Annotated in this window: 16 protein-coding genes; 11 read left to right on the plus strand and 5 right to left on the minus strand. The window is 48.8% G+C overall.

Annotated elements, in window-relative coordinates; translation table 11 throughout:
• Nucleotides 1–155: 155 nt before the first annotated feature.
• The 5 genes from L6442_RS01525 to L6442_RS01545 all read left to right on the plus strand — a co-directional run bounded on the left by L6442_RS01525 (nucleotide 156) and on the right by L6442_RS01545 (nucleotide 6,157).
• Complete coding sequence (locus L6442_RS01525) at nucleotides 156–761, plus strand: RNA polymerase sigma factor (protein ID WP_212979166.1); 606 nt, start codon at nucleotides 156–158, stop codon at nucleotides 759–761.
• Nucleotides 709–2,406 (plus strand): DUF4179 domain-containing protein, encoded by a 1,698-nt coding sequence (locus L6442_RS01530; RefSeq protein ID WP_212979167.1) that lies wholly within the window; start codon nucleotides 709–711, stop codon nucleotides 2,404–2,406. Before L6442_RS01525 ends, L6442_RS01530 begins: the two co-directional genes overlap by 53 nt.
• A gap of 651 nt (nucleotides 2,407–3,057) precedes the next feature.
• Nucleotides 3,058–3,813 carry a DUF4367 domain-containing protein gene (locus L6442_RS01535; protein ID WP_237100174.1) on the plus strand — a complete coding sequence of 252 codons (756 nt, stop codon included), beginning with the start codon at nucleotides 3,058–3,060 and terminating at the stop codon, nucleotides 3,811–3,813.
• A gap of 734 nt (nucleotides 3,814–4,547) precedes the next feature.
• Nucleotides 4,548–5,306, plus strand: coding sequence for a DUF4367 domain-containing protein (locus L6442_RS01540; RefSeq protein WP_237100175.1), 759 nt, complete (start codon nucleotides 4,548–4,550; stop codon nucleotides 5,304–5,306).
• Between the two features lie 236 nt (nucleotides 5,307–5,542).
• Nucleotides 5,543–6,157: a DUF2812 domain-containing protein gene (locus tag L6442_RS01545; RefSeq protein ID WP_212979221.1), complete on the plus strand. Its 615-nt coding sequence runs from the start codon at nucleotides 5,543–5,545 to the stop codon at nucleotides 6,155–6,157.
• A 546-nt stretch (nucleotides 6,158–6,703) separates the two neighbouring features.
• On the opposite strand, the gene L6442_RS01550 is transcribed toward L6442_RS01545, so the two are convergent.
• Entirely contained in the window at nucleotides 6,704–7,006 is a 303-nt protein-coding gene (locus L6442_RS01550; protein WP_194231928.1) for a hypothetical protein, read from the minus strand.
• Nucleotides 7,007–7,243: 237 nt separating this feature from the next.
• Between L6442_RS01550 and L6442_RS01555 the strand changes: the two genes are divergently transcribed.
• On the plus strand, nucleotides 7,244–14,089 hold the full coding sequence (locus L6442_RS01555) for an alpha-amylase family glycosyl hydrolase (RefSeq protein ID WP_212979168.1): 6,846 nt from the start codon (nucleotides 7,244–7,246) through the stop codon (nucleotides 14,087–14,089).
• Between the two features lie 195 nt (nucleotides 14,090–14,284).
• Here the strand turns inward: L6442_RS01555 and L6442_RS01560 are convergent, their stop codons facing one another.
• The gene (locus L6442_RS01560; protein WP_212979169.1) at nucleotides 14,285–14,578 is read right to left on the minus strand and encodes a hypothetical protein; all 294 of its coding nucleotides are present in this window, start codon (nucleotides 14,576–14,578) and stop codon (nucleotides 14,285–14,287) included.
• 197 nt (nucleotides 14,579–14,775) lie between these two features.
• Between L6442_RS01560 and L6442_RS01565 the strand changes: the two genes are divergently transcribed.
• The 4 genes from L6442_RS01565 to L6442_RS01580 all read left to right on the plus strand — a co-directional run bounded on the left by L6442_RS01565 (nucleotide 14,776) and on the right by L6442_RS01580 (nucleotide 18,095).
• Nucleotides 14,776–15,315, plus strand: coding sequence for a sigma-70 family RNA polymerase sigma factor (locus L6442_RS01565; RefSeq protein ID WP_212979222.1), 540 nt, complete (start codon nucleotides 14,776–14,778; stop codon nucleotides 15,313–15,315).
• Nucleotides 15,302–16,462: a DUF4179 domain-containing protein gene (locus tag L6442_RS01570; RefSeq protein ID WP_212979170.1), complete on the plus strand. Its 1,161-nt coding sequence runs from the start codon at nucleotides 15,302–15,304 to the stop codon at nucleotides 16,460–16,462. The genes L6442_RS01565 and L6442_RS01570 overlap by 14 nt, the downstream gene beginning before the upstream one ends.
• Nucleotides 16,463–16,716: 254 nt before the next feature.
• Nucleotides 16,717–17,247, plus strand: a complete 531-nt coding sequence (locus L6442_RS01575; protein WP_212979171.1) for a sigma-70 family RNA polymerase sigma factor — start codon at nucleotides 16,717–16,719, stop codon at nucleotides 17,245–17,247.
• Entirely contained in the window at nucleotides 17,244–18,095 is an 852-nt protein-coding gene (locus L6442_RS01580; protein ID WP_212979172.1) for an SPOR domain-containing protein, read from the plus strand. The genes L6442_RS01575 and L6442_RS01580 overlap by 4 nt, the downstream gene beginning before the upstream one ends.
• A gap of 241 nt (nucleotides 18,096–18,336) precedes the next feature.
• On the opposite strand, the gene L6442_RS01585 is transcribed toward L6442_RS01580, so the two are convergent.
• From L6442_RS01585 to L6442_RS01595, 3 genes are all read right to left on the minus strand, one after another.
• On the minus strand, nucleotides 18,337–19,857 hold the full coding sequence (locus L6442_RS01585) for an extracellular solute-binding protein (protein ID WP_212979173.1): 1,521 nt from the start codon (nucleotides 19,855–19,857) through the stop codon (nucleotides 18,337–18,339).
• A 71-nt stretch (nucleotides 19,858–19,928) separates the two neighbouring features.
• Nucleotides 19,929–20,819 carry a carbohydrate ABC transporter permease gene (locus L6442_RS01590; RefSeq protein ID WP_373871822.1) on the minus strand — a complete coding sequence of 297 codons (891 nt, stop codon included), beginning with the start codon at nucleotides 20,817–20,819 and terminating at the stop codon, nucleotides 19,929–19,931.
• A 31-nt stretch (nucleotides 20,820–20,850) separates the two neighbouring features.
• Nucleotides 20,851–21,795, minus strand: a complete 945-nt coding sequence (locus tag L6442_RS01595; protein WP_212979174.1) for an ABC transporter permease — start codon at nucleotides 21,793–21,795, stop codon at nucleotides 20,851–20,853.
• A 323-nt stretch (nucleotides 21,796–22,118) separates the two neighbouring features.
• Between L6442_RS01595 and L6442_RS01600 the strand changes: the two genes are divergently transcribed.
• Nucleotides 22,119–24,458 (plus strand): helix-turn-helix domain-containing protein, encoded by a 2,340-nt coding sequence (locus L6442_RS01600; RefSeq protein ID WP_237100177.1) that lies wholly within the window; start codon nucleotides 22,119–22,121, stop codon nucleotides 24,456–24,458.

A 24,458-nucleotide genomic window follows, 5' to 3' on the forward strand; every position in this document is an offset into this window, starting at 1 on the left:
GTGCGTGTTCAAAAAGGCTGGTTTTCAGCACCAAAGGATAAGCTTTCGATGTGTGTTTTTTTGAACAACCTCTTTAAAAATCGGAAAAATGAACCTTTTCTCTTTTGGAGTTGTTAACTACATATAGTAGAGCACAAGAAAGGTGGAGAGCCTGCTTGACGGACAGGGAGTTTTTTGAACGGTACAACAAAGACGTGTACAGGACCTGTTACTATATGCTGCGCAATGCGTCGGATGCCGAGGATGTGTGCCAGGAAGTTTTTATGAAGGCGCTCAACTCCGGGTGGCAGCAGGTAGAGTATCTCAAGACATGGCTGATGCGCATTACCGTCAATCATTGTTTGAACCATCTACGGGCGAGCAAGACGAGACGAATGAAAGAGGCAATGCTCACTTTATTCCAGCGCGATAAGGCGTCACCGTCTTCGTTAACCCTTGTAGAGCAGCAGGAGACGAAAGATGAGTGGAAGCGTCGTATAGACCGGCTGCCGGATAAAATCAAAGTTGTCGTCATGCTTCGATTCACCAATGATTTGCCCTTGGCGGATATCGCCGAGGTGCTGGATATCCCGCTTGGCACGGTGAAGTCCCGTCTGAATAGAGGGCTAAAACTGATGAAGACCATGATGCACGAGCTCGATGAGGAAGAACTTCCGCAAGGGCAGACAGCCAAAAAGCAAACAATCAGAGGAAAGGATGGTGCGGAATATGAGCAAGCAGGCACGCGAGGAGAAGGTTCTTGCACAGCAACTGGGCGGTGAAGGCAGCCACACCTACCCGGACTTTGATGCGATGTGGCTTAGAATAGAGGCTGACAGAGAACAGGAACAAGCACCTATAGCGGTTGAACGGACGAAGCGCACTGGATTTTTGCATGGACGCCGCCTAGCTTTTTTGTCGTCGATTGCTTTTGTTATTATTGCGACCCCAGTGCTCGCATCGATGTCCGGAAGGTGGGATTTTACATCTCGGCCGGGATTGGAAGCGGCACTTCATCAAGGTTTTGGACAAACCCTCAACAAGAGCGTCACCGAAAACGGCGTCACCTTTACGGTTGATTCCGCGATGTCCGATGACAATGGCACCACGCTGCTGTACAGTTTTGATCCAAAAGACAAACAGGCGCGGAAGTGGGGATTTTCCGAAGTGGAGCTGCGCGGGGCGGACGGTGAGAAAATAGCGCAAGTCGAGGGCGGCCGGGCGATGAAGATGAACTGGGACAAAGGATATTACTCGCATACCTGGGATTCGGAAAATAAACAATATAACGGTTTTTTCGAAACGCCTTGGACATTTTCCAGCCTGAAAACGGATGTGCAATTTATTGTGCGGGGGCTGCAGGAGTACCGTGACAAGCGTGTCCCGCTTAACCTGGACCTTTCGCGAAACGGCATCCATACCTTCCCGATTAAAAAAGACGGGATCGACGCCTTGAACATTGAGGTGGTGGATCAGGGAGCGGAGGGGGTCCTGATCAAATCATCTCTTCGGTATATGAATAAGCAAGCGGTGGATATAGCCTCGCCGCGAATCCAGGTAATGAAAGACGGTAAACTGATGAAATCGGAGAGCCTGGTTAGAGTTTGGCCGGATGCGGATGGAGTTTATGAATCGAGGGATGATTATCGTTGGAAGGACATCAACCAGAAAGGCATCACTTTCGAGTTGGATTACCTTGTGGAGGGGCAAAAAATAGACGGCGAGTGGAATGTCGGCACTTTAAACCTGAATAAAGAGAAAGCCCTGAATGCTTCGGCTACGCGGGAACTGAATATTCCTTTTGAAACGTCGTTTGGAACTTCCACGATTCGCAAGCTGATTATTAGGCCGACAGGTATCCGGATAGAAGTCGAGACCCCGAACGCGTATGATGACCCAATCTACAAAAATACCTTTTTGTCCATCAACGGCCGGAAGCTTAAAGGATATATGGGATTAGGGGACGGCAATAAACTTAAACCTTACACGAAGACGAAGACGTTTCTGTTTGATGTTCCGCCGGATCTTCGCATTACTCCTGATACGCCGATGGAACTGATGCTGCAAAATGAGTATGAGTCGAAGTCGGATTATGCGCAGCCGGTTATGCTGAAGAATATATCTGGTGAAAAACAAACTGTCATCACCGACATTGAAGGTTATCCCGTTAAGTGGACGTATTACAAGGCAAACGGAAAACTCTATGTAGAAACGGACAGCATGGATGAACAATTCGTAGGCGTTGATCAAACATATTATGAACAGGAGGGTGAACAAATCCTCTCCAGTATTATTTATTTTAATGGAAGCACTCCAACCAACAAGCTTAATGTCTTCTCAAATTTTGAAGGAACCGAGCTTGAACTGTATATTAAAATTTATCATGTTTGGCACCCAGACCGAAATCTTACATTAAAACTGCAGTAACTTGGCAAGCTGGCTTCGATCCTGTATCGGAGTCAGCTTGTTTGCCGTTTTACCCACATTCAAACGAATAAATGTTGCCAATGATCTGCCGGTCATTCAAGCAGCCATCCTCTAAGCCAATTGTTGCGAAAGTGCATCCTTTTCAGGCCTTTTATAGCGTGAAATGCAAAATTGTTGCGAAAGTACATCTATTTGACCATGGATCATCTGTTTATGCCTAAAAGCCCGGGAAAAGATGCACTTTTGCAAGCTTTCTAGCCATAGTTGCCTGGGACGTTAAAATAGATGCGCTTTTGCAACTTTACAGATGGAACAGCCAGTTATTTTTGTGTGTAAGATTTTGCTAAATCCAAAAAGCGAATTCAAGAATCCATTTCATAATGCCACTGTGCAAACACCCGTAATTGTTCATTATGAAATTGACTCCATTTGCAAATTCCTTGATATGGAAGGGGAGCCAGGGGAAAAGATGCAGAATTGCATTTTTTAAAATCAGTATTTTTGCAAAAAACCAAATTAGTGAACCAAATTTTTCCGAGCTGTGTTTATATCATAGAAGCCGGCAGGGGAGAAGTTCTAATGATGGTTGCCGGCCTGGTCCTATGACCTTTTAATAAAACATGCGCAAGGGTAAAGAGAGGAGAAATATCCATGAAAAAAGCAATGAAAGCGGCGGTTGTCGCAGCAGGAATCGCGATGCTGTTTGGATCAGTGAATATGACGGAAGCAGCCCAAAGCAAGGCGGCCAATAAATCGACACAGGCGGCGGCAAAGACTTCGGCTGCTGATAAAAAGGCTTTTGAAGCCGCCAAAGCGGAACTTTCCAAGAAACTCGCACCGGGAGATTTATATATCCTGTACGTACGGGATAAGGCGCTGAATGGCGGCGAAGAGTTTATGAATTACATGAACATGTTCCAGTTCAAAACATATGAGGATTATCTGAACCAAGCAGCCAAACTAACAGGACCAACGCTAACGAAGCCGGAAGGCCTGCCGGATGGATATAAATTTGTGAAAGGAAACATCCAACCTCCACTTATAAAGTATCGCACGCAGTATCAAAAAGAAGTCAAAGCTGAGGCTGCAGCCAAAGGAAAAGGCGTTTATTATAAAAAGTTCGATTGGAAGGAGGTGGGTGAAATCAACCTGGAATTTGCAAACGGAAAAGACAATTTGCAAATGCAGATATCCTACTCTTTGACCAAAGATAAGAGCAACGGTGGATATAGTTACCGCACTGCGGATGAATTCGATGCCGAGACAGCCAAGAAGCATCCCGAATGGGTTAGAAATATGTTGAGTTGGTCAGATGGGGATCATGTCTATAACATCACAACCAATCCGGGTAACCCGCTTTCTAAAGAGGAATTGATCAAACTCGCAGAAACAGCGGTAAAGAATTAAAAATGACTTAGACTTGGTTTGCCGCGAGGAGCAAGCAAGAGGTTAGCGAACCAAGATTACACAGCGGTGTATAGCAAGGGCATGCAGGGGAGAGGCTGGCCGGATTCAATTATGAGTCCGGCTGGCTTTTTTTGATTCTATATAAGTTGAATTAAAGAAAATGAAAAGGGAAAGGCAAGAGGGGGAAAGATTTACGGAGAAGCGGAGCGTTCGCCTAAAAGCTTTCCAAAGGAAAGCTAACATCGTAAGCATATGCTTTGTGAGCGGATTTCTACCTAAGATAGGTTCCAATCATAGAAATCTGGGAGCAACAGCGATCGAAAGAACATTTCACCCGGCTGCCTCCTTCCGTTCATAATCATTGGTTCAACTTATATAGAATAAATAAGCTTTAAGCGAAGCTTAACCAATTCTATAATCGCAAGAAAAACATTCGCAAAACGTGGTCTGTCTTCTTAGAAAGTATGTCGATAGCCTTGCACTCCCATCGGTCTGTTTCCTTCCTTGGTCTGTTTCCAGGACATACTGATGAAGCGATAACGGAATCTGCGCATCCAGCTCACTTATAGGAGTTTCAAAATTTATTGATATTTTTCTGGAATTGCCCAAAAAGAGTGAACCTATTTTTCCCGGGTTGTGTTTATATCATAGAAGCTGGCACAAAGGGATCCCAAATGATAAGCCTAGGCTTCACACATCACTTAAGGATAAGAAAAGAGAGGAGAAATATACACATGAAATTCCCAATTAAGGCGGCGGTTGTCGCAAGTAGTATCGCGATGCTGTTAGGCACCGCAAATATGACGGAGGCAGCTACAGTCAATAATTCCGCACAGGCGGTCACAGCGAAAGCTCCGGCTGCTGATCAGAAGGCTGTTGAAGCAGCAAAGAAAGAACTCAGCCAAAAACTGCAGCAAAAAAATACGGGAGATATGTACCTCTTGTACGTAGCAGATAAAAACCTCAATGGCGGCTCTGAATTCTTGTATTACCTGGATATGTTCCAATCCACAAACTATGAGGATTACCTGAACCAGGCAGCCAAACTGCAAGGTCCTGTGCTTCAAAAGCCGGAAGCTCTGCCTGAAGGATATAAATTTGTAAAAGGAAACATTCAGCCTCCGATTGCCAAGAATCTTGCGGAGTATCAAAAAGAAGTGAAAGCTGAAGCTGAAGCCCAAGGGAAAGGCGTTTATTACAAAAAGTTAGACTGGAAGGAAATGGGCGAAATCAATCTGGAGTTTGCAAACGGAAAAGACAATTTGCAAATGCAAGTATCCCACAAGATTAACAAGGATAAGGCGAGCGGCGAATACCGGTACCACACAGCGGACGAGTTTGATGCCGAGACAGCCAAGAAGCATCCTGAATGGGTTAGAAATATACTGAGTTGGTCAGATGAGGATCATGTATATAACATCACAACCAATCCGGGTAACCCGCTCACCAAAGAGGACTTGATCAAGTTTGCAGAGACGGCTGTCAAGAAGTAAGAAGGATTGATTAAGCCTTATCTGCGATGATCAGATGTAGAAAGCCGACGATGCGAGGATAATGCAGACATACTTAGCAAGGGTTCTAAAGAAGCCGGTCAGATCAAATCATGGATCTGGCTGGCTTTTTTCGTGTGAGCTGATCCCGAGTACAGTTGGCAGTGTTGTTCTCTTGAACAAAATGGAAACTAAAACCCATACAGCGTTTGTGAAATCACCCATATTTCTGTTGAAATATACAGCGTAACTTTTTTACGGATTTTGACCGCGAGGAACGATGGCTGAACGAGATGGCACGGGCAGGATACGTGTTAGTGGGCAAAACATTTGCTTATGAGTTCGCAGAAGTTCAGCCGCAGGAAGCCAATTACCGTATGGACTATCGGAACTTCAAAACCGCTCAGGATTTTGAGGATTACCGGACGCTGTTTGAGGATAGCGGCTGGAAACATATTGCCGGGACGAAAAGATCGGGTTATCAATATTTCAAGCAGATCAGTGGGCAGGCCGATGGGGATATTTTTTCGGACGCCGATTCCAAAGCGGGGCGGTACAGGCGGATTGCCGATATGTGGTCTAGTCTCGCATGCTGCTACATTCCGTTGTTTATGGTTTTTATACTTAACGGAACGGTGAATATGACGGCTGTTATGAATCCTAAAGTGCTTTATTACACGCCGGGATTGTGGGAGAGAAGCGGGGTGGATTTTTGGAAAGCGTTCCTCTTCGAAACGCCTTTTGCCTTGCTCAGAGGGTTCAGCTGGATGGTTATTCCGCTCATGATTTTGGTTTACTTCGTTTTCTGGGCCAAAGCGAAAAGACATTACTTAGAAACAAAACAGAACCACTAGGGCGTTTTTTGCCTAAGGATTTTGCAAAGTCGAAGAAGCGACTTCCAAAAGTCAATGTAACTGTTCAAGTGCACGTATTTAATCATTATGAGATTGACTCAATTAAGTATTATATAGATCGAAACGGTTTAAAACGACGACTGCAAAACTCTAACGGACACAGTGGCCGCTATTGAGGGTAATTTCGAGCATTTTGATTTTTAACGGACACAGATGCAGCTATTTCGCGAAAAAAACCTATTATCAGTTGTTTTGGAGCAATTAAGCGCTGTGGTGACCGTTACGTTTTAAAAGCCGTCATATTTAGCGAATTAACCTCCGTGGCGTCCGTTAGAAATCGCGCACAGCTCTCAACGTGTGGTGTGGCGCTGCATGACGGAAGTTTACCACGTTTCATTCCCTGCCTTATTCAGCTTGTTCAAATTACCCGAGGATTTTGCAAAAATCCTGACTCAAAACCATTTTCGGGAACGTCAATATCCCCCTTCAGCAGACAGGTCTAATCATAAAATTGCGGCTGCGGGGGCCTTTTTGTGCAATGCGAAGCTATTTGATAAAAAAGAAACATGTCGAGAACGCGAGTATCCATATCAGCGGCAGATTCGCCGTGACATAGGCCCATTTAAAGGAGAAGCGGTTGTAAAACAGCCAGCAAAGATATGACAGAAGCGGACCCAGCGGATAACTAATCAGGATCAGCGTATAAGCATATACGAGCAAATTTTTGGATGCGGCGGGATCGTCAAATGAAAAGGCGACGATGATGAGCATAAAAGGATACAGCAGCAGGGTCAGGCCATAGAGAATGTTTAAAATAAGCAAAATCGTAAACGCGGTTGGGTTTTTCAATAAGAGTCCTCCCCCGGCCGATAACAGTTCAAATCAATTCTACATGCTATTATAGGGTCATTTCCCAAAAATACCAATAGGATGATACAGGACTTTTTTTTGATTGACTAGAAAGCGTTTTCATAATAATATGGTGACAGTTTCAGTCTAAGAAATGCAAAGGGGGAATACTCTTATTTATGCAAACGTTTGCTCAAATCTGAAAAACATCATTTTTATTCATTAAGGAGGTTCAGTATGAAATTCCTGAGTAGAAAACGAATTCGGGCATATTCCTTGCTCACAGCCATGTTCATGGCGGTGCAGCTTATCGTCGGTTCGTTCAGCCCGATATTTGCGGATGCCGCCAAAACGGCACCAAAGGGTACGTATGCGGATCGAGGAAAAATTCATTTTCAGCTGCCTCGTTCCCAAATTCATGTCACGGCTGCCGGCTCATCGGCAGGGTGGAATGATACCGTGCAATTATCCGATGCGGACAATGATGGTACATACACGGCGGATATTTCCGCATTAAATGCCGGGGAGGAGTATGCCTACGCCATTGCGGTCAATGGCATGCAGCAAAGCGGTCCGCCCCTGACGGCGTCCGCCGATGATCAAGGAAGCTTGCATCTTTCTTATTCACCCAAGTTTGCGGTGACAGGCCTTTTCAATGCTTCTGCCAAGCCGGATCAATATCCGCTTGTGCTGGAAGAGGATACTTACAAATACACAACGGAGACGCTCCCAGGCGGGGAGTATCAATATTCATTTATCGCTTCTGCGGAAGGAACGGGAGGTATCCGTTTTCCCGATCCGGCTCAATTACCTGCTGACGGCCCGGACAGCATGATTGCGGTTGCAGCTGCAGCACCGGCTGAACCTGCGCAGAAACCGGCAGCCAAAGCGGCTGCTTCCGGGCTTGAGCCCGACACGCTTGCCGATCAGCCCGGGGGTTCGTCCAAATGGGTGATTGCAGGCAGCTTCCAGGGCTGGGATAACGGCTCCGAAAAGACAAGAATGAAGCATCTGACAGGGGACTTTTATCAATATTCCACGGTTTTGGATGCAGGCCATCACGAATTTAAAATCGTAAAAAGCGGCACCTGGGACGGATTTTCAAATGGCGGCAACAATTTTGGATTCGATCTGGATGCTCCGGCAAAAGTGAATTTTTACGTCAACGAGAAGCTTGGTCAAGCGCGCATCAATTTGCCGAACGTGCAGGGCTTGCCGCAGTATCAGCCCAAGCTGACCGCGGCCGAATGGCCAAGGCTGGTAGGCAATATTCAAAAGCTGTTTGGCGAAAAAGAGTGGGCCCCCGGAGAAGCGAAGCAAATGTTTGTCGACACCCGCTTTGACGGCTCCGTATATGAGCTGCAGCGCTCGGTGCCTGCAGGTAAATATGAGATGAAGGTTGTTCTGGGGAACGACTGGGAAGGAACCCGAAATTACGGGAATGAGGACGGGGAAAACTTTAAGTTGAATGTTCTTGATCCGTCAGACGTTATTTTCTCCATCGATTTAAGTCAGGCGAAACCGGTGTTGACCACCAATTACAAACCGGCGGATGCCGCCTATGACGGGAAGATCAACAAAAGCAAGCTTTATTTCGATTCGCGCCAGATCACCTATAAAAAACCTTTCGGCGCCATCAAGGAACAGATGGAGGATCTCACGCTGCGTATCGCCGCAGAGGCAGGCGACGTACAGGCTGCGCGTGTGGAATTAACGAGCCCCGAGGGGATGGCTTCCGCCTATAACATGCATGTGGCGACTTCTTTTGGCGGCTTGGACTATTGGGAGACCACGATCCCGAAAACGGCTTTTCAAGGCATCGGCGTATGGAATTACAAGTTTATTCTCATCGATGGGTTAACCAAGGTGGAATACGGCGATGACAACAACCGCGGCGGGGTAGGCACAACGGCTGATGACGGGGTGCTTCCATATGAGCTGACCGTGTACAAACAGGATTTTGCGACTCCGGACTGGATGAAAAACGCTGTCGTGTACCAGATCTTCCCGGACCGTTTCCTTGACGGCAATCCGGCCAACAACCGGGCCAAAATCGTTGATGGTTACCGCGGAGGCGCCATGCCGGGGGAAAAGATGACGGCGAAAAACGGGCATAAGCTTCAATTTTTCGATGGCGGCGTTGACAATGATCCCGTACCGGAGGATGTGGCAGGAACATGGAGCGACGTTCCGGAAAATCCGGACCGCGTGCTCCCGCAAAACAAGCCCTATTTCCCGGATGCCAAATCGGACGGTATTTGGACGAACGAATTTTACGGCGGCGATATCCAGGGGGGGGGCAAGAAGCTGGACTATTTAAAATCGCTGGGCGTTACCGTCATTTATTTCAATCCGGTTGCTTGGGCGGCCTCCAATCATAAATATGACGCAACCGACTACAAGCATCTGGACCCGATGTTCGGCGAGCCGGTATACAACAAACCGGGCGATCCGGCTTCCGGCTTGGATTACGAAAAGACACGGGTTTCTTCTGACCGCGTATTCGTCGAATTCGCCAAGCAGGCCCGTGCCAAAGGCATCCGCCTGATCGTGGACGGCGTGTTCAACCATGTCGGCGACGACTCCATTTATTTCGACCGGTACGAGAAGTACCCGGAAATCGGCGCATATGAATTCTGGTCGAAGGTATACGACAAAATGAATGCGGATTCAAGCCTGACGCAGGCGAAGGCGGAGCAGCAGGTAATCGATTCTTTTACATCCCAAATTAATCCTGCGACGGGCAAGCACTACGCATATCCGGAAGATTTTGACTTTACAAAATGGTTTAAGATATCGAATGAAAAGGTTGATGGACATTACAAATATGAAGGCTGGTGGGGATTCGACTCGCTTCCTGTCATCGATGCTCCGGAACCGGCTGCGGGCGACGCAGAAGGCCTGCCCGGCAACCATGAATGGAATGTTCAAGGGTACCGGGATCAAGTGATCGGCCATGACCTGACAGGTTTGTCCGATGATCAGGCCTCGAAGCGGATGCAGGAGGCGAATTCCCAACGTTGGGAATGGCTTGGCGCCCGCGGCTGGCGGCTGGATGTCGCTCCTGACGTGTCCGCGGGAACCTGGCAGAAGTTCCGGAAAGCGGTCAAATCAACGGCGGGACGGCTGGATGCCAACGGCGAAACGATTGACGACCCGATCATATTGGGCGAAGAGTGGGGCGTGGCTACGAAGTTTCTGCTTGGCGACCAATTCGATTCGGTGATGAACTATCGCTTTCGCAGCGCAATGCAAACGTTTGTCCTAAATGGAAACGCCAATCAGTTTCATGAAGCGCTTGAATCGATCCGCGAGGATTATCCGAAGGAAGCTTGGGAGGTCATGCTGAATTTGGTGGATTCGCATGATACGATCCGCTCGGTGACCAAATATGATCGGCCTTCCTGGGAAGAAGAGCATCTGCAGATCGCACCGCGCCCATCCGACCGCGCGCTCAGCATGCAGGCGCTGACAGCTATTTTCCAGATGGGATATCCGGGAGCGCCTACCATCTACTATGGGGATGAGGTTGGTCTGGAGGGAACGAAGGATCCGGATTCCCGCCGCACCTTCCCGTGGGAACGGGTAAACGAGACGGGAGGCAAATATACAGGGGCCGGGAAATATGCGGATCTGTTTGCGACTTACCAAAAGGCGGCTGAAATCCGAAATGATCATGAGGTATTCCGTACAGGGGACTTGAAAGTGGCCTACGATAAAGGCGACGTAATCGCATACGCCCGTAAAACCGATACTCAAGCAGGTCTTGTGATTGTGAATCGCGGCAGCAGCGACGCTAACGTCAGCCTTGATACCGCAGGTTTCCTGCCTGCCAATATCCGTCTGCAGGATCAATTGGGGAGCGGAGCTGCGGTTCAGTTCAAAGACGGAAAAGCGAGTCTTACAATCAAAGCAATGAGCGGTATGATGATGACCTCGGATTCAGGCCTCAAGGTCGTACCGAAAGTCGACGGTTTGCGGGCGTTAGGAAACAATGGTTCCGTCACGCTAACGTGGAATGCCGTTCCGGGAGCAACCGTCTATCACATCTACCGTGCGCCAATTGAAGGCGGGACGCTGGAGCAAGCGGGAACGGCCAATGAGCCGACGTGGACGGACTCGAACGTGCAAAACGGAACGAAATATTATTACGCCGTTACAGCCGTCATCGATGAAGGTGAAAGCAGCTTAAGCGACTATGTGTCCGCAACGCCTTTTTATCCGGTGAAGTCGGTCACCATTACGCAGCCATCAACGCCTGTGATTTTGGGGGCCGGGCATACCACTTCGCAAATTCAAGCCGCCATCGAGATTCCGGGCTTATCCGACAACCAGGCTTACGCCGGCAAAGATATGCCAGGGGTGACCGCCAAGCTGGCATATTATAAAGAAGGCGCAAGCAAGGACGATGCCGCCGAAGTGAAGCTGCGTTATCTGGAAGATACGCCGGACGGCAGGAAAGTGTACTGGGCGGTGTTTGAACCGACGGAAGCCGGAAGTTATGATTACTTCGCCAAGGTGTCCACCGACAACGGACAGACATATGCGGATTCGTCGACAGCTTCTGTGGCAGTTACCGTTGATCCGGAGAATACGGTCCAATTGGAACCCCCGGTCCTGGCTCCGATCAACACGGAATCGAGCCGCGCCCAGCTGGATTGGACTCATTCAGGGGCAGAGGTGTACAAATTCGAGATCTACCGCAAACAGGATGGCAGAGATTTCAAAAAAATTGCCGTTGTTGATGCCTCGGCCAAGTCATACACGGATTTCACGGTGACCAACGATACAACGTACACTTACCGGGTGGCCGCCATTGACAAGTTTTATAATCGGGCGGCATCCAATGAGCAGATCGTTACGCCGAAGCTCGTCATGGTCGACGTGAAGCTTCGTTTGCATCTGCCGGGTTACACGCCGGTACAGGACGATATTTACATTGCCGGAACGATCAATGGCTGGAACCAGGCCGGCGGCAAGCTGAACGTGCCGAGCGGGGCGACGACCCGGGATGTTGTGGAATACAGCTTTAAAATGATGGCCGGAAAACAGGTTGAATACAAATATACGCGGGGAACCTGGGATACGGAAGCGCTCACTTCCCATTCCCGCATGGCGGATGATCCATCCGACATGAGCAATTACGCGTATTCATCCGAAAATACGAACATGAAGCTGACCATCCAAAACCAGGGCGGCAACCGGATGACTATCGATGATTATGTCCTGCGCTGGGCGGATATGCCGATGATCGTGATGCTCCCGAGAACCTCTTACGGTGAAGCGATCGCATACGAAACGACCGATGACCGGTTTACCTTAAAAGCCAATGTCCCATATGGTTCCAGCGTCACCATCAACGGACAGCCGATTCCGGCGGGCGCGATGGACGCCAAAGGGAACGTGGAGGTGAAGGACATTCCTTTATCAAGGAGGGGTGTAAACCGCTTCTCTGTGCATACTGAGCCAAGTGCCGAAACGCTGAATTTGCCTTGGTATGAGGATAAGGGACGTGCCGCCAAGGCGACCAAGACGATCGAAATGATGATTACCCGCAAGGGAAGCCAAGGGCCTGTACGCGTTACCGGTGTCACGCTAACTCCTGGCCGTCTGAACTTGACCGCAGGCGGGGCTGCCGGAACATTGACCGCACAAGTGCTGCCGAATGATGCGGATGACAAAGCCGTGGCTTATGCATCGAGCGACGAATCCGTCGCCAAGGTGAATGCAAGCGGCAGCGTAACGCCGTTGAAAGCAGGTACCGCTACGATTACCGTGACGACCCATGAGGGCGGCTATCAGGCGAAAAGCACCGTCGTCGTCACGGCGTCTAACGGAGGTACAGGCAGCGGCGGACAAGAAAGCAGCGGCGGCAGTACGGGCGGAGGAAGCGGCAGTTCGCCCGGGAATACAGGCGGCGGCAAGCCCAACCCGAACCACGGTTCAAACGGCGTGAATGCGAAGACAGCCGTCTTTACCGCCGAGCAGATCAAAGCAGCCGTGAACAGCCAGGATGGCAGCCGTGCCGTGGTAGATGCGGGGGGCGCCGACCGCGTGCTGCTTCCGGTTCAAACGGGAAGCTTGCTGCCAGGCAAGGCGCTGCAGGTGAAGCGTGGAGCGGATACGTTCACCATTCCGGCAGCGGTTTTGGAGCAGCTCAAAGCTTCCGAAGGAACCCCGGCATCCGGCATGCAAATCTCCCTGCAGCTAATCGCAGCGGACGGGGCGTCGCTGCAGCAGCTGTTAGCGCAAGCAGGCGGGAAGATGCATGCACGGCTTGCAAAAGCATCCGAATACTATGATCTGAAGTTGTCTTTGATCGATGGTAACGGAAAAACGGTAAACGAGCTGAAAACGTTCAACCCGGCTTTGCAGTTGAGCGTGAAGGTGGGAGCCCAGGCAAACCGGAACAAAATAGCCTTTTGCCGACTGGCAGATGATGGTGCTATCACATGGATCGGGGGTACATGGAATGCCGAAGGGATGATGACGGCCGACATTTCGCAGCCTGGGAAATATGCAGCCCTGGAATTTACTAAGTCTTTTTCCGATTTGCCCGCAAACCATTGGGCTGCAGATGCGGTTTCATACCTTTCCATGCGCAATATCGTTACCGGAACGACCGCTGATCTGTTTGAGCCGAAGCGCAGCGTGACCCGGTCCGAATTTGCCGCCTTCGCCGCCCGTGCTTTGGGACTGACGGCGAAGCAGCCTGCCAAATTTGCAGACGTGCCTAAGGATGCGTGGTATGCGGCGCCCATTGCGGCCGCGCATGAAGCTGGAATCGTGCAGGGGCGTTCCGAAGCCGTTTTTGAACCTGACTCGCCGATTACCCGCGAGGAAATGGCCGTCATGCTCATCAGAGCGTATGAGGTCAAGCGCCAAGAGCTTTTCGAGTCTGCCGGCGCAGACGGAATATTTGAAGATGCGGATCAGATCAGCGCATGGGCGCGGGATGCCGTTCAAACGGCTGCCAAGCTGGGGCTGCTGACGGGGAACGAAAATCATCGGTTTGTTCCGAAAGGCCAAGCAACCCGCGCGGAAAGCGCTCAGGCGATTTACAGACTGTTAACGGAGCAATAGGAAAGCGAAAGGCAAAAGGATGGCCCTTATACATTCGGGGGCCATCTTTTTTCAAGATATAAGAAAGTATAAACTTCGGAGATCTCGCATCCTTATATCGCAAGAAAAATTACCGCTAAACGCGGTCTGTCTTCTATGAGAGTACGTCGATAGACGTTTTTCTTATAGGGGGAATGATTCTGGCTTATGATAGACTTATTCTATCCACAGCGAGGTATAGATGAACGAAACATAAATCATGATCGGAAAGCTAAGGCCCGCAAGCAAGGATACATAAAACCACGGAGATTTGAATACGGCCGTCAAGCTCCCAAACAAATCCCTTCTTTGTACTTTAATGACTTGCTGAAGCCTGACTTGATTCGTGAAACTGATCAATAATTTCATGGCTTGATCCGTCTGCAATGCAGACAGTTCGTCCCACAACTCGGCATGTTTCTTTTGAAGCAGGTCCGGCTCTTTCCCGCTGCTTATGTTTTTTTCCTCCATTAGCTCATCACCTCGTATTGAAACGCTTTTTATTTATATAACATGGTTTATTGCCTAAAGTTACGATAAAATCCCTCAATTTTCAGAAAGTACCCCAAGTAAAGATTTTGGTGTGAAAAACTGTTGATGTAACAATTGCGCAGACTTTTCCATCTAAGAGATTAGAGGGCCCTCAGAAGGAGTGATTCGTAATCGTGATGGATGAAACGGATATTCGAAAAGCGCAGCAAGGGGATCGTGAGGCGTTTATCCGGTTGTTCCGGCAGCTTGAACCCGAAATGTACGGTCTGTCCAAGTCGATTCTAAAGCAGGATGCGGATTGTGCGGACGCCATACAGGAAGCTACGCTCAAAGCGTTCAAATCCATAGCCGGATTAAAGCAGCCGCAATATTTCAAGACCTGGGTGCTGCGGATCGTGATCAATGAATGCAACCAAATACTCCGAAACCGGAAACGTATGGTCATTATGGCCGATGTGCCCGAGCCGGATCAGCTTTCCTGTTCTGCCGGCGACGACATCGGAAGCGATATAAGGGAAATGGTGAGCCGTTTGGATGATAAGCTGCGGATCGTAACGGAGTTGTTTTACTTTCATGATCTGTCTGTAAAGCAAATTGCGCAGGTGCTGGATATTTCGGAAACGGCCGTACGGACAAGGCTGCATCGGGCCAGAAACCGATTAATGAAGTCGTATGCCAACTCGCAGGAGGGAGATCTCAACTATGGATCGATTTGAATTGGAACAGAAACTGAAAAAATGGAATAAAGAACATCCCGTAATCGTGCCTCGGATCGTGCGGGACCGTCAGGAGGCCGTGTATGCCTCGCTCGGGAGTATAGGCGCTGAACCGGAACAAAATATGAGGCGAGGACAAAAAAGTAACCGCAGGCCTTTACGCCGGGCCTGGATTGCGGGATCGGTGGCGGCAGCGGTACTTGGGTTCATAGGTAGCGGTTTTATTTCGCCGGTAATGGCGGAGTCTTTGCGGGAAATTCCGCTAGTCGGCAGCTTATATCAATTTACCGATGATTTAGGATTTAAGACCGCTGAAAAACGCGGACTGACATCCATCGTAGGCGCACAGCAAACACATGATGGAATACGTCTCAGCATTCCTGGCGTTGTTTATGACGGGACCCGTCTTTCTTTCGAGCTGAAACGGGATGGCGAAGGATTGCAGAGCGGATTATCGGGATTTTCTCGGGATGGTAAGGTTTATATAGGAGAGGAAAAAGGGGTCCTGCAAGGCGTTGATATCTCGGTAAACGGTCAGTCTTTGATTCAGAAAGAAGGGAAAAGCTCTTACCACGTGATGTCCATGCAGCAAGAAGATCCGGATACCGTGTTGTATACAATCACCGACGGAACCTTTTTGGATGAAAACGCGCCGGTGCTGCCCGAGCAGTTTGACATGCATGCACAATTTTCGCTGGAAGGCGTGAATTCGCCGTATAAGCTGGATATTCCCGTCCGCAAAAGCAAAGAGAATCCGCGAGTTCTAACCCCTAATCTGAATAAACAGGCGGATGGAATCGACATCGCTTTGAAAAAGGCACAGCTGACGTCGCTTTCGACGCGGCTGCAGTTCATCATAAAAGGAACGGGCGAGGATCAGCAGCTGTTAAGTTATGATATCGTGGACGATAAGGGTAAAAATCTGGACCTCATCATGGGAACGTCGGAAAGCAGGGACGGAAATACGATAGTGGATTATGTGGTCGACCCGGCCGATACAGATGCGTCTTCCATTATTATCAAGCCTTATTTCCCGGTCTTTAAGAACGAAGCCGCCAAGACAGGGGAATTCCGGACCGACAAGGAAGGAAATACGGTCAAACGATACGTTGCCGATTTGGAGATGACGTGTCCTATCAACCGTTAACGTATACTTTGATGGATTCTATAGCTTTAATGCATGTTGTAAATTTTCTAAACTTCTAAGCAATATAATCATGGAGTGCTCCGCCTTTGGCGGGTGCGCTCCATTTTGCGTTTTTGGGACCGGGCCTTTGTTATTGGACGTAAAAACAGGTATAAACAGGAAAGTACATAAGTTTGAAACTTTTTGCCTTCCCTCTCTGTCTAAAGGGCACAAAAGCAAGCAAAGCTTGTAACAAAGTTTGGATCTTGCAATCCATGGGGGTGAACCAACTGAATCAGTCAGCAGCAAAATTAACCGAACAGCAATTCAGTGAGCGGATGGAGATCTGCAAAGAAAAGCTTTATCGCTTCGCATATTGTTACGTGAAAAACGAACAGGAAGCTTTGGAGATTGTCTCCGAAGCGGCATACAAAGCTTATCTTTCTTTCGAGAAATTAAAGAATCCGGAATATTTTGAAACCTGGGTGAGCCGGATCGTGATCAATTGCGCGATGGACCATATCAAAAGAAAACAAAAATACACGTATATGGAAGACAGCGCAATCGAATATGCCTCCAAAGAAGATTCGGTGTCACTGGAGGAAAAAATGGATCTTTACGAGGCGCTGGATCGGCTAATGCCGGAAGACAAATCTTTTATTATATTGAAATATTTCGAGGACCAGCGGTTTAAGGATATGGCGGAGGTGCTGTCTTTACCGGAGAACACCGTCAAAACCAGGCTCTACCGGATTCTGGACAAACTGAAAAAACATTTAATCAAAGAAGAGGTGGACGCCCAATGACAGGCAAAGAACGTTATGAACATATCGAGATTCCCGACCGTCTTTCGGGAGTGATTCAGGAGGCCGTACAACGGGGGCGGATTCAAAAACGAAAAATGAAATGGCTTCGCGGCTCGTCCACCCTTGTTGCTGCTTGTGCAGCGGTTATGATTACCGTGAACGTGCCGAGCGTTGCCATGGCTTTATCCGATGTGCCGGTGATCGGGTCGATTGTTAAAGTGCTGCAGGTTGGCAGCGGAGGCGAACGGACCGACGGCGTATCCGTCACGACGACGGTTCAGGAAAATACGCTGAACATCCATTTCACCATCGATGGGGAGCAAACGGAGAGTGCGCCGGCTTATACGGTTGATCATAAGGAAGCGCCAAACCGCCTGATCTTTACCTTTAACGGCGTCCGGAATTTGGATGTTGATAAGCTGAAGAAGGACATCGCTTCACTCTCGAACGTAAAGGATATCTATAACAACGTTATTTTGGATGATTCCGCGGTTCAATTTGTCGTCGAGCTCAAAGACAACATCGATTATTCCGTATCGGAATACCAACAGCCGGGGTATATCCAGTTGAAGCTGTTTGGCGCCGCGAAAAAAGACAAGGCGCATGAGGTCTTCTTCGTTCGCAGCCAGGAGATGGAGCTTGGCGAATCGCTTGCGATCATCGACGAACAGTATGCCGGGGACGGCAGCAGCGTCATTAAAACGAAAAACGGCAAGTACATCGTGGCTATGGGAGGGTTTGCTTCCCGCAGCGAGGCGGAGGAACTGCTTCATAAATTATCCGCCAGAGAGGATTACAGCGAGCCGCTTCAGGTTGACAGTTGGATGAGCAATGAAAATCCGGAGTGAGATTTTGTGCGAGGTGGCCGCTGCGGTTACGGATCGTTCTTCCAACCGCTAACGCTTCGTAAGAATCGATTCCGTCCCCTTCGCTTCTCTCGCTTATATTTAAGGGTTCCGCGCCGTGTGAACGGTTGCGGAACCCTTTTTTGGCAGTATAGAATTTATAAGTTTTTTTGGGGGTCCCCGCAAAGTATTTGGAATAAGCATCGAAGCATAGGCTCCACTTTGTGGGGTTATTTTAATTTGTTTACTTGCTGCTCATCTTTTTATGATAAGCTTCGGTCATTTCATCCGCTACCTTCTGCAGATTCGGATCATTGCGCAGCTGCTCGATCAATTTGTCATAGTTTTCGATGGTATCTTTGCCGATGATCACTTTGGTGCGCATGTCGCTTACTTTCTTTTGGATTTCCGGGTAGTATTTGTTATAAGCTTCCGAGTACAGTTCTCTGCCCGGCTCAGGGGTTTTGATCTTTTTGCGTTCGTTTACGATATCGACGTTGCGGTTATATACATCATCCGGCATGCCGACCGCGCCGATTGCCATATCATCGCTGATGAGGTGGATCAGGTTGTTCATGTTGCCATCGCCCAGATGGTCTTTTTCGCTTTGAGGAGTCGGAATTTTGCGGCCGTTCTCGACCTTGTAGTGCACGCCTTCAAGACCGTAGGTAGCCAGTTCATTGCCTTCTTTGCCGTAGGCATAATCAAAAAACTCCAGAATTTTCTTCACTTTAGCTTCAGGGACTTTTTTAGGAATCAGATAAACTCCATAATACGGCGCGCCCGATGGCGTGTATTTTTCACCCTGGGCATTTTCCAGATAGGTAATCGGCATGTAATCGGCTGTCGGAACAACCTCGCGGATCTTTTCCCCCGTCACCCAGGCATGGTTCATGGATTGAGAAGTGCCCCCTGCGCTACCTCCCCGGATCAGATCGACCGTTTGCGAATATTTCATGATGGCAAAATCTTTCGGGAATAGTCCTGCGTCATAAGCTTTTTTAATCCAAAGCACGGCATCGCGGGATTCGTCTTGGGTGATAACGGGGACAAGTTTGTCGTCTTTGAGCTTCCACTGGCCCTGAGTGCCGTTGAATACACCATACACGAAGCCCATAGTATCGGGATTGGCCGCGTATGGAATCTCATCCGCCTGTCCATTGCCGTTCGGGTCTTTTTCTTTAAATGCCTTCAGCACATCGAATAACTGATCCATCGTGGTCGGTGTTTGCAGCCCCAGTTTGTCCATCCAGTCTTTGCGCAGAATCGGAAAAGCTCCGCCGCCATAACTCGGGTAATACCGCGGGATGACATAGTTTTTGCCATTGACTTTGGATACGGACCACATTTCGGCAAGATTCGGTGCGGTAAGGTTCGGATAATCTTTGAGATATGGTGTCAAATCCCAGAAAACGCCCTGCTCTATCATCTTTTGCAGCTGCGGATTCAGCAAAGTCTCGACAAACGTGACCTCCGGCAGATCGCCTGAAGCCAGCATAACGTTGATCTTTTCGTCCGACGTGGACGGGGACAGCCAAGTAATATCCAGTTTGGTGTTGGTCCGCTTCTCGAATTCTTTCCAGATCACGTTCGTATTGTCGATAAATTCGGTGGCATAATTCAGCGTCTGCATTTGAATTTTTGTCGGTTCGGACGAGTCTGAAGCCGCGCCTTTCGAACCGCCGCCGCAGGCAGTAAGCAGCACGCTTGCGCCCAGAACGACCAGCATCGATTTCATCAGCATGGATTTTTTTGTCTGAATCATTTTCGGATAACCTCCTTTTTATTTAAAAAACGGGCTCGACATTATAATTAGTTTTTGAGCCCTATATATCTTCATTCCTTCACAGAACCGACCATGGCGCCTGTCGCAAAATGTTTCTGGAGGAACGGATATACGAGCATGATGGGAATGGTGGCAATCACGACCGCAGCCATTTTCAAGGTTTCCGTCGGCAGCTGCCGGTTCATTTGCATGGATACGCTTTGCGTGCCGCCGCCCATGGTGGTCGGATCAACGAGCATGTTTTGCAAAAGCACCTGAAGCGGCCACTTCGACTGTTGGTTGATAAACATAATGCCGCTGAAATAGGTGTTCCAGTAGCCTACCGCGAAGAACAGGCCAAAGGCAACGATTGCCGGCAGCGATAACGGAATAATTATCCGCCAAAACACGCTGATTTCGGTGCAACCGTCGATGCGTGCGGCTTCGTCCAAACTGTCAGGAATGCTGTCGAAAAAGCCTTTCATAAGCAGCACATACCATCCGCTCGTCAGTGAGGGCAAAATCAAGGACCATATGCTGTCGATCAGGCCCAGGTTGCGGACGACCATGTATAAGGGCACCAGACCTGGCGTAAAAAGAAAGGTCAGTAGTATCATAAACATCATCGATTTGCGGAACCTGAGACGGCGGCAGGAAATTGCATATGACAATCCTCCCGTCACAAGTAAACTTAAGGCAGTTCCGACCGTTGCCAGAAATACGCTGACCGACAAGGAATTCACGAACGACCCGGTGCCCAGCAAATATTTATAGGCATCCAGCGACCAGTGATGCGGCCATAAAATCAAATCCCTGGTGTAATATTCGGTCGAATCGGTGAATGAAAGCACGATGGTGTAATAAATCGGAAAGACCATTGCCAAGCTGAGCAAAATGAGAAGCCCGAGGTTAGCGACGTTGAATAAGCGGTCCTTCCAGGACGTATTGAGCTGCATGATCATCCGGGTGACTCTCCTTTCCGTGTAGTGCTTCTTAGTACAGGCTTTCCTCTCCAAATCGCTTAGCGGCTTTATTGGCGCTGACGACCAGAATGACGCCCACGATGGATTTGAATAAGCCGATGGCAGTGCTGTAGCTGAATTCGCCTTGCCTGATTCCAACGCGGTAGACGTAGGTGTCAAAGACTTCGGCTACCTCGGTCACGGCGGCGTTCATCATCAGGTACACTTGTTCAAAACCTGTATCCATAATGGTGCCGAGGCGGAGAATGAACAGGATGATAATAACGTTTCGCATCGCCGGCAGCGTGATATGCCACATCCTCCGAAAACGTCCGGCCCCGTCGATCAAGGCCGCCTCGTACTGCTGGGGATCGACGCCCGCAATGGCCGCAAGGAAAATAATCGTACCCCAGCCGACTTCCTTCCAAATGGACTGCACCGTCAGGAGGCCCCAAAAGAGCTTCGGATTGGATAAAATATCAATCGTATCTTTATTCATCGCGGTCAGCAGCTTATTAAACAAACCTTCCGATTGGGAAAACATCAGGTAAGTGAGCCCGTAAATCAGCACCCAGGACAAAAAATGAGGGATATAAATCAAGGACTGTACCGTACGCTTCGCGATCTGATTGCGGACCTCGTTCATCATAAGCGCGAGGATGATCGGCGCCGGAAAAAAGAAAATCAGGTTCAATATGCTGATGCCCATTGTATTGCGCAGCAGCATCCAGAAATCCGGATTCGAGAAAAAACGGGTGAAATGTTCAAATCCGACCCACGGGCTGCCGGTGATTCCCAAATAAGGAGAGTAGTCCTGAAATCCGATGATCAAGTTAGTGATCGGAATATATTTGAAAATAACGAAAAATAAAATGCCTGGCAGAGCGAGTAAATACAGGTACCTATCCCGTTTTAAATCCGGCCATAACGGCCGCTTGGGATGTTGCGACTTAGCCTTTGACCCCGATCTTGACATCTGCTTGCCTCCCTTTCTTTGACTGAGAAGTTAACGCCTAAACAAAATGTAAGGGCTTACAAAATTTTCGGCAATTTGATTTTATTTCACTCGCTCACAGATGCTTTCATACCAGCTGTTAGAAGCATTTTTCGAACTTTCATTTCAGGAGATTGCACTTTTTTGACAGAGGGGGTTTAAAGAAGAAAAAGCCGATAAATCACTATTTTCCCCGTTTGGAAGCCTTTCCATTTGGGCTCTGTTTCGCTATGATGTATGGTAAAACATCACTTGCGGTCGTCAGTATTTTCCGAACAGATAAAATCAAGGAGTGAGGGGTCTTGGTGAGTCAAGGATGGACGAGGAAGTTGGCTTCAAAAGGCATCATGTATTGGAAAACCATTGCGATTGCCATATTGCTCACATGCGTCCCCATTACCATTGTGAGCTTCATTAACTGGCATGTTGGTAATCAATATTTGATCAGGCAGCATCAACAGAACAACGAGGAACTCGTAAACGATACCGCGAGGCAGATCGACGAGCAGTTTTCCCAGCTTGTCCAGTATGCGGTGCACATGATCTCCAACCCCATACTTAAGCCATCGCTTGCCGATATGAATTTCGTGGATCAATTTGAAAAGACGCAGGAATTAAGCGATACGCTGTATTTTATCGAAAACGGAGATCCCTTGATCGATCAGGCCTATCTATACGTGGCGAAGCAGAACAAAATCATGCAGCCTATGCTTGGTTTGCGCACGCTGGATCTTCCTGCCGACACGATCGCCTGGAAAAACATCATGCAGTCCGAACAGAACATCTTTTGGACCAATCAGCTGCCAAGGCCCTTTCATAAAGGGGGATCAACCCATGCCATCGTGATGAAATTGCCCTTTAACAGCAGGCAGTCTTACGGTGCGCTTGTTCTGTACGTCAACCCCGATAAGATTCAACTGAACGCGGGTTCCGAGCAGATTGCGTTTGTGCTTGACGGGGAAGATACGCTGGTCGGGCAGTCCGATGCAAGCAAGCAACATCCCGAAGTTCTTTCGAACATCCAGGAGATGTTGAGTGCCACCAAACGTTCGTACGATACCCAGTCGCATTTTCAGCTGCCGATAAAAGATGATAATCTGCTGGTCAGTACTATATCTTTTGAGAAAATGGGCGGGATATGGACCTTCGTTTCGGGCACGCCTTCTTCCGCGATTACGGCCCCAACCGGCCCCTATAAGCATGTCGTCATCATTTACTGGATCGGCTCCTTGTGTCTGGCGCTTGCTTTGAGCTGGTTTGCTTCCAACCGGATGTATAAACCGATCCGCAGGATCGTCGATTTATTCCGAGAGGGCAAAGCGGAAACGACGCCGGAAAATAATGAGCTCAAATACATTGAGGAGAAATGGAGATTACATCGGTCAGTTAACGAAACGCTGCAAAGCAATCTCAACCAATCCATTCCCAAGGTGCGGGAAGCGCTGATCAATCAATTTGTGCTCGGGCAGGCCGCCCATTTGTCGGAAACGGAAATCGTCGAGAAACTGCAAACATTGCAGTTGGATCTGTCGGGGCAGCATTTTTTCGTTATGGTATGCCGGCTTCATTCTCTCGGCAAGAAACGGGGCCAGCTGACGGCCAAAGATATTCAGCTATTAACCTATGCGGCCGTCAATTTGCTGCAGGAAATGGCTGAGCGGACCGCTTCGTATGTGCATATCGTTGATTTTATGGATGGCTCTTTTGCCGTCATCGCGTTTATGCCTTCAACCTTGCCTGCAGAAGAACGGAAGCGGCCGTTGATGCAATTAAGCGCTGAAATGCTGGATACGCTGCGGAAGGTGCTGAATATGCCGGCGACCATCGTGGTGAATGGCCCGACGGAAGCTTGGACGGATGTTCCCTACTTGCTTGAGCAGGCGAGACGGGCGCTAAGTTACCGCAGTTTCACGTCGGACAGTCAGCTGCTCGACGCTGATGTGGTGCTTGAACAGGCTAATTTGAAGGTGGAATTTCCGTTTGAGCTGGAACAGGAGTTTACGCATACGCTAAACCTCGGGCTTGAAGAAGAAGCAATGGAGATTTTGATCCGATTCGTTGAGGCGCTGCAAAACGACGGTGCGCCGGAATGGGTTGTCCATCAAGGGTTAACACGCCTGAGAAATAACTTATTCCGCTCCATGATCCAGTCCAATCATAATCCTTACGCGATATACGACGGGATGAAATTGCAGGAAGAACTGGAGGAGCTCCGTGATGCCAATGCCTGCATTGAGTGGTTCCATGCCAAAATCATCAAGCCTTACATGGATGCGCTGAACCGGAGCTATCATCAATCGATGAAACATCTCGTGGATCAAATCATTGTGGCGATGAACGAGAACTACATGAGCGATTTGTCGCTTGAAACCTTCGCCATGGAAGCGGGAGTCAGCGTGTCGCAGTTAAGCAAGGCATTCCGGCAGATGACCGGCATCAACTACATCGATTATTTGACCTCGATCAAAATGAGCCATTGCAAAAAGCTGCTTGTAACCACCGATATGAAGATCAGCGATATTGCGAAGGCGGTTGGCTACCAGCCTCCTTATTTCAACCGGATGTTTAAGAAACTGGAGGGCATGACCCCCGGTCAGTATCGGGAGCAGTTTAATCCCGTCCATGTGAATAAAAAGCAGGCTTAA

It is taken from the genome of Paenibacillus azoreducens, assembly GCF_021654775.1.
Classification (GTDB): domain Bacteria; phylum Bacillota; class Bacilli; order Paenibacillales; family Paenibacillaceae; genus Paenibacillus_AQ; species Paenibacillus_AQ azoreducens.

Coding starts and splice junctions, on each gene's coding strand:
- L6442_RS01530 (WP_212979167.1), top strand. CDS start 709: ATGAGCAAGCAGGCACGCGAGGAGAAGGTTCTTGCACAGCAACTGGGC.
- L6442_RS01535 (WP_237100174.1), top strand. CDS start 3,058: ATGAAAAAAGCAATGAAAGCGGCGGTTGTCGCAGCAGGAATCGCGATG.
- L6442_RS01540 (WP_237100175.1), top strand. CDS start 4,548: ATGAAATTCCCAATTAAGGCGGCGGTTGTCGCAAGTAGTATCGCGATG.
- L6442_RS01555 (WP_212979168.1), top strand. CDS start 7,244: ATGAAATTCCTGAGTAGAAAACGAATTCGGGCATATTCCTTGCTCACA.
- L6442_RS01560 (WP_212979169.1), bottom strand. CDS start 14,578: ATGGAGGAAAAAAACATAAGCAGCGGGAAAGAGCCGGACCTGCTTCAA.
- L6442_RS01565 (WP_212979222.1), top strand. CDS start 14,776: ATGGATGAAACGGATATTCGAAAAGCGCAGCAAGGGGATCGTGAGGCG.
- L6442_RS01570 (WP_212979170.1), top strand. CDS start 15,302: ATGGATCGATTTGAATTGGAACAGAAACTGAAAAAATGGAATAAAGAA.
- L6442_RS01575 (WP_212979171.1), top strand. CDS start 16,717: ATGGGGGTGAACCAACTGAATCAGTCAGCAGCAAAATTAACCGAACAG.
- L6442_RS01580 (WP_212979172.1), top strand. CDS start 17,244: ATGACAGGCAAAGAACGTTATGAACATATCGAGATTCCCGACCGTCTT.
- L6442_RS01585 (WP_212979173.1), bottom strand. CDS start 19,857: ATGATTCAGACAAAAAAATCCATGCTGATGAAATCGATGCTGGTCGTT.
- L6442_RS01590 (WP_373871822.1), bottom strand. CDS start 20,819: ATGATCATGCAGCTCAATACGTCCTGGAAGGACCGCTTATTCAACGTC.
- L6442_RS01595 (WP_212979174.1), bottom strand. CDS start 21,795: ATGTCAAGATCGGGGTCAAAGGCTAAGTCGCAACATCCCAAGCGGCCG.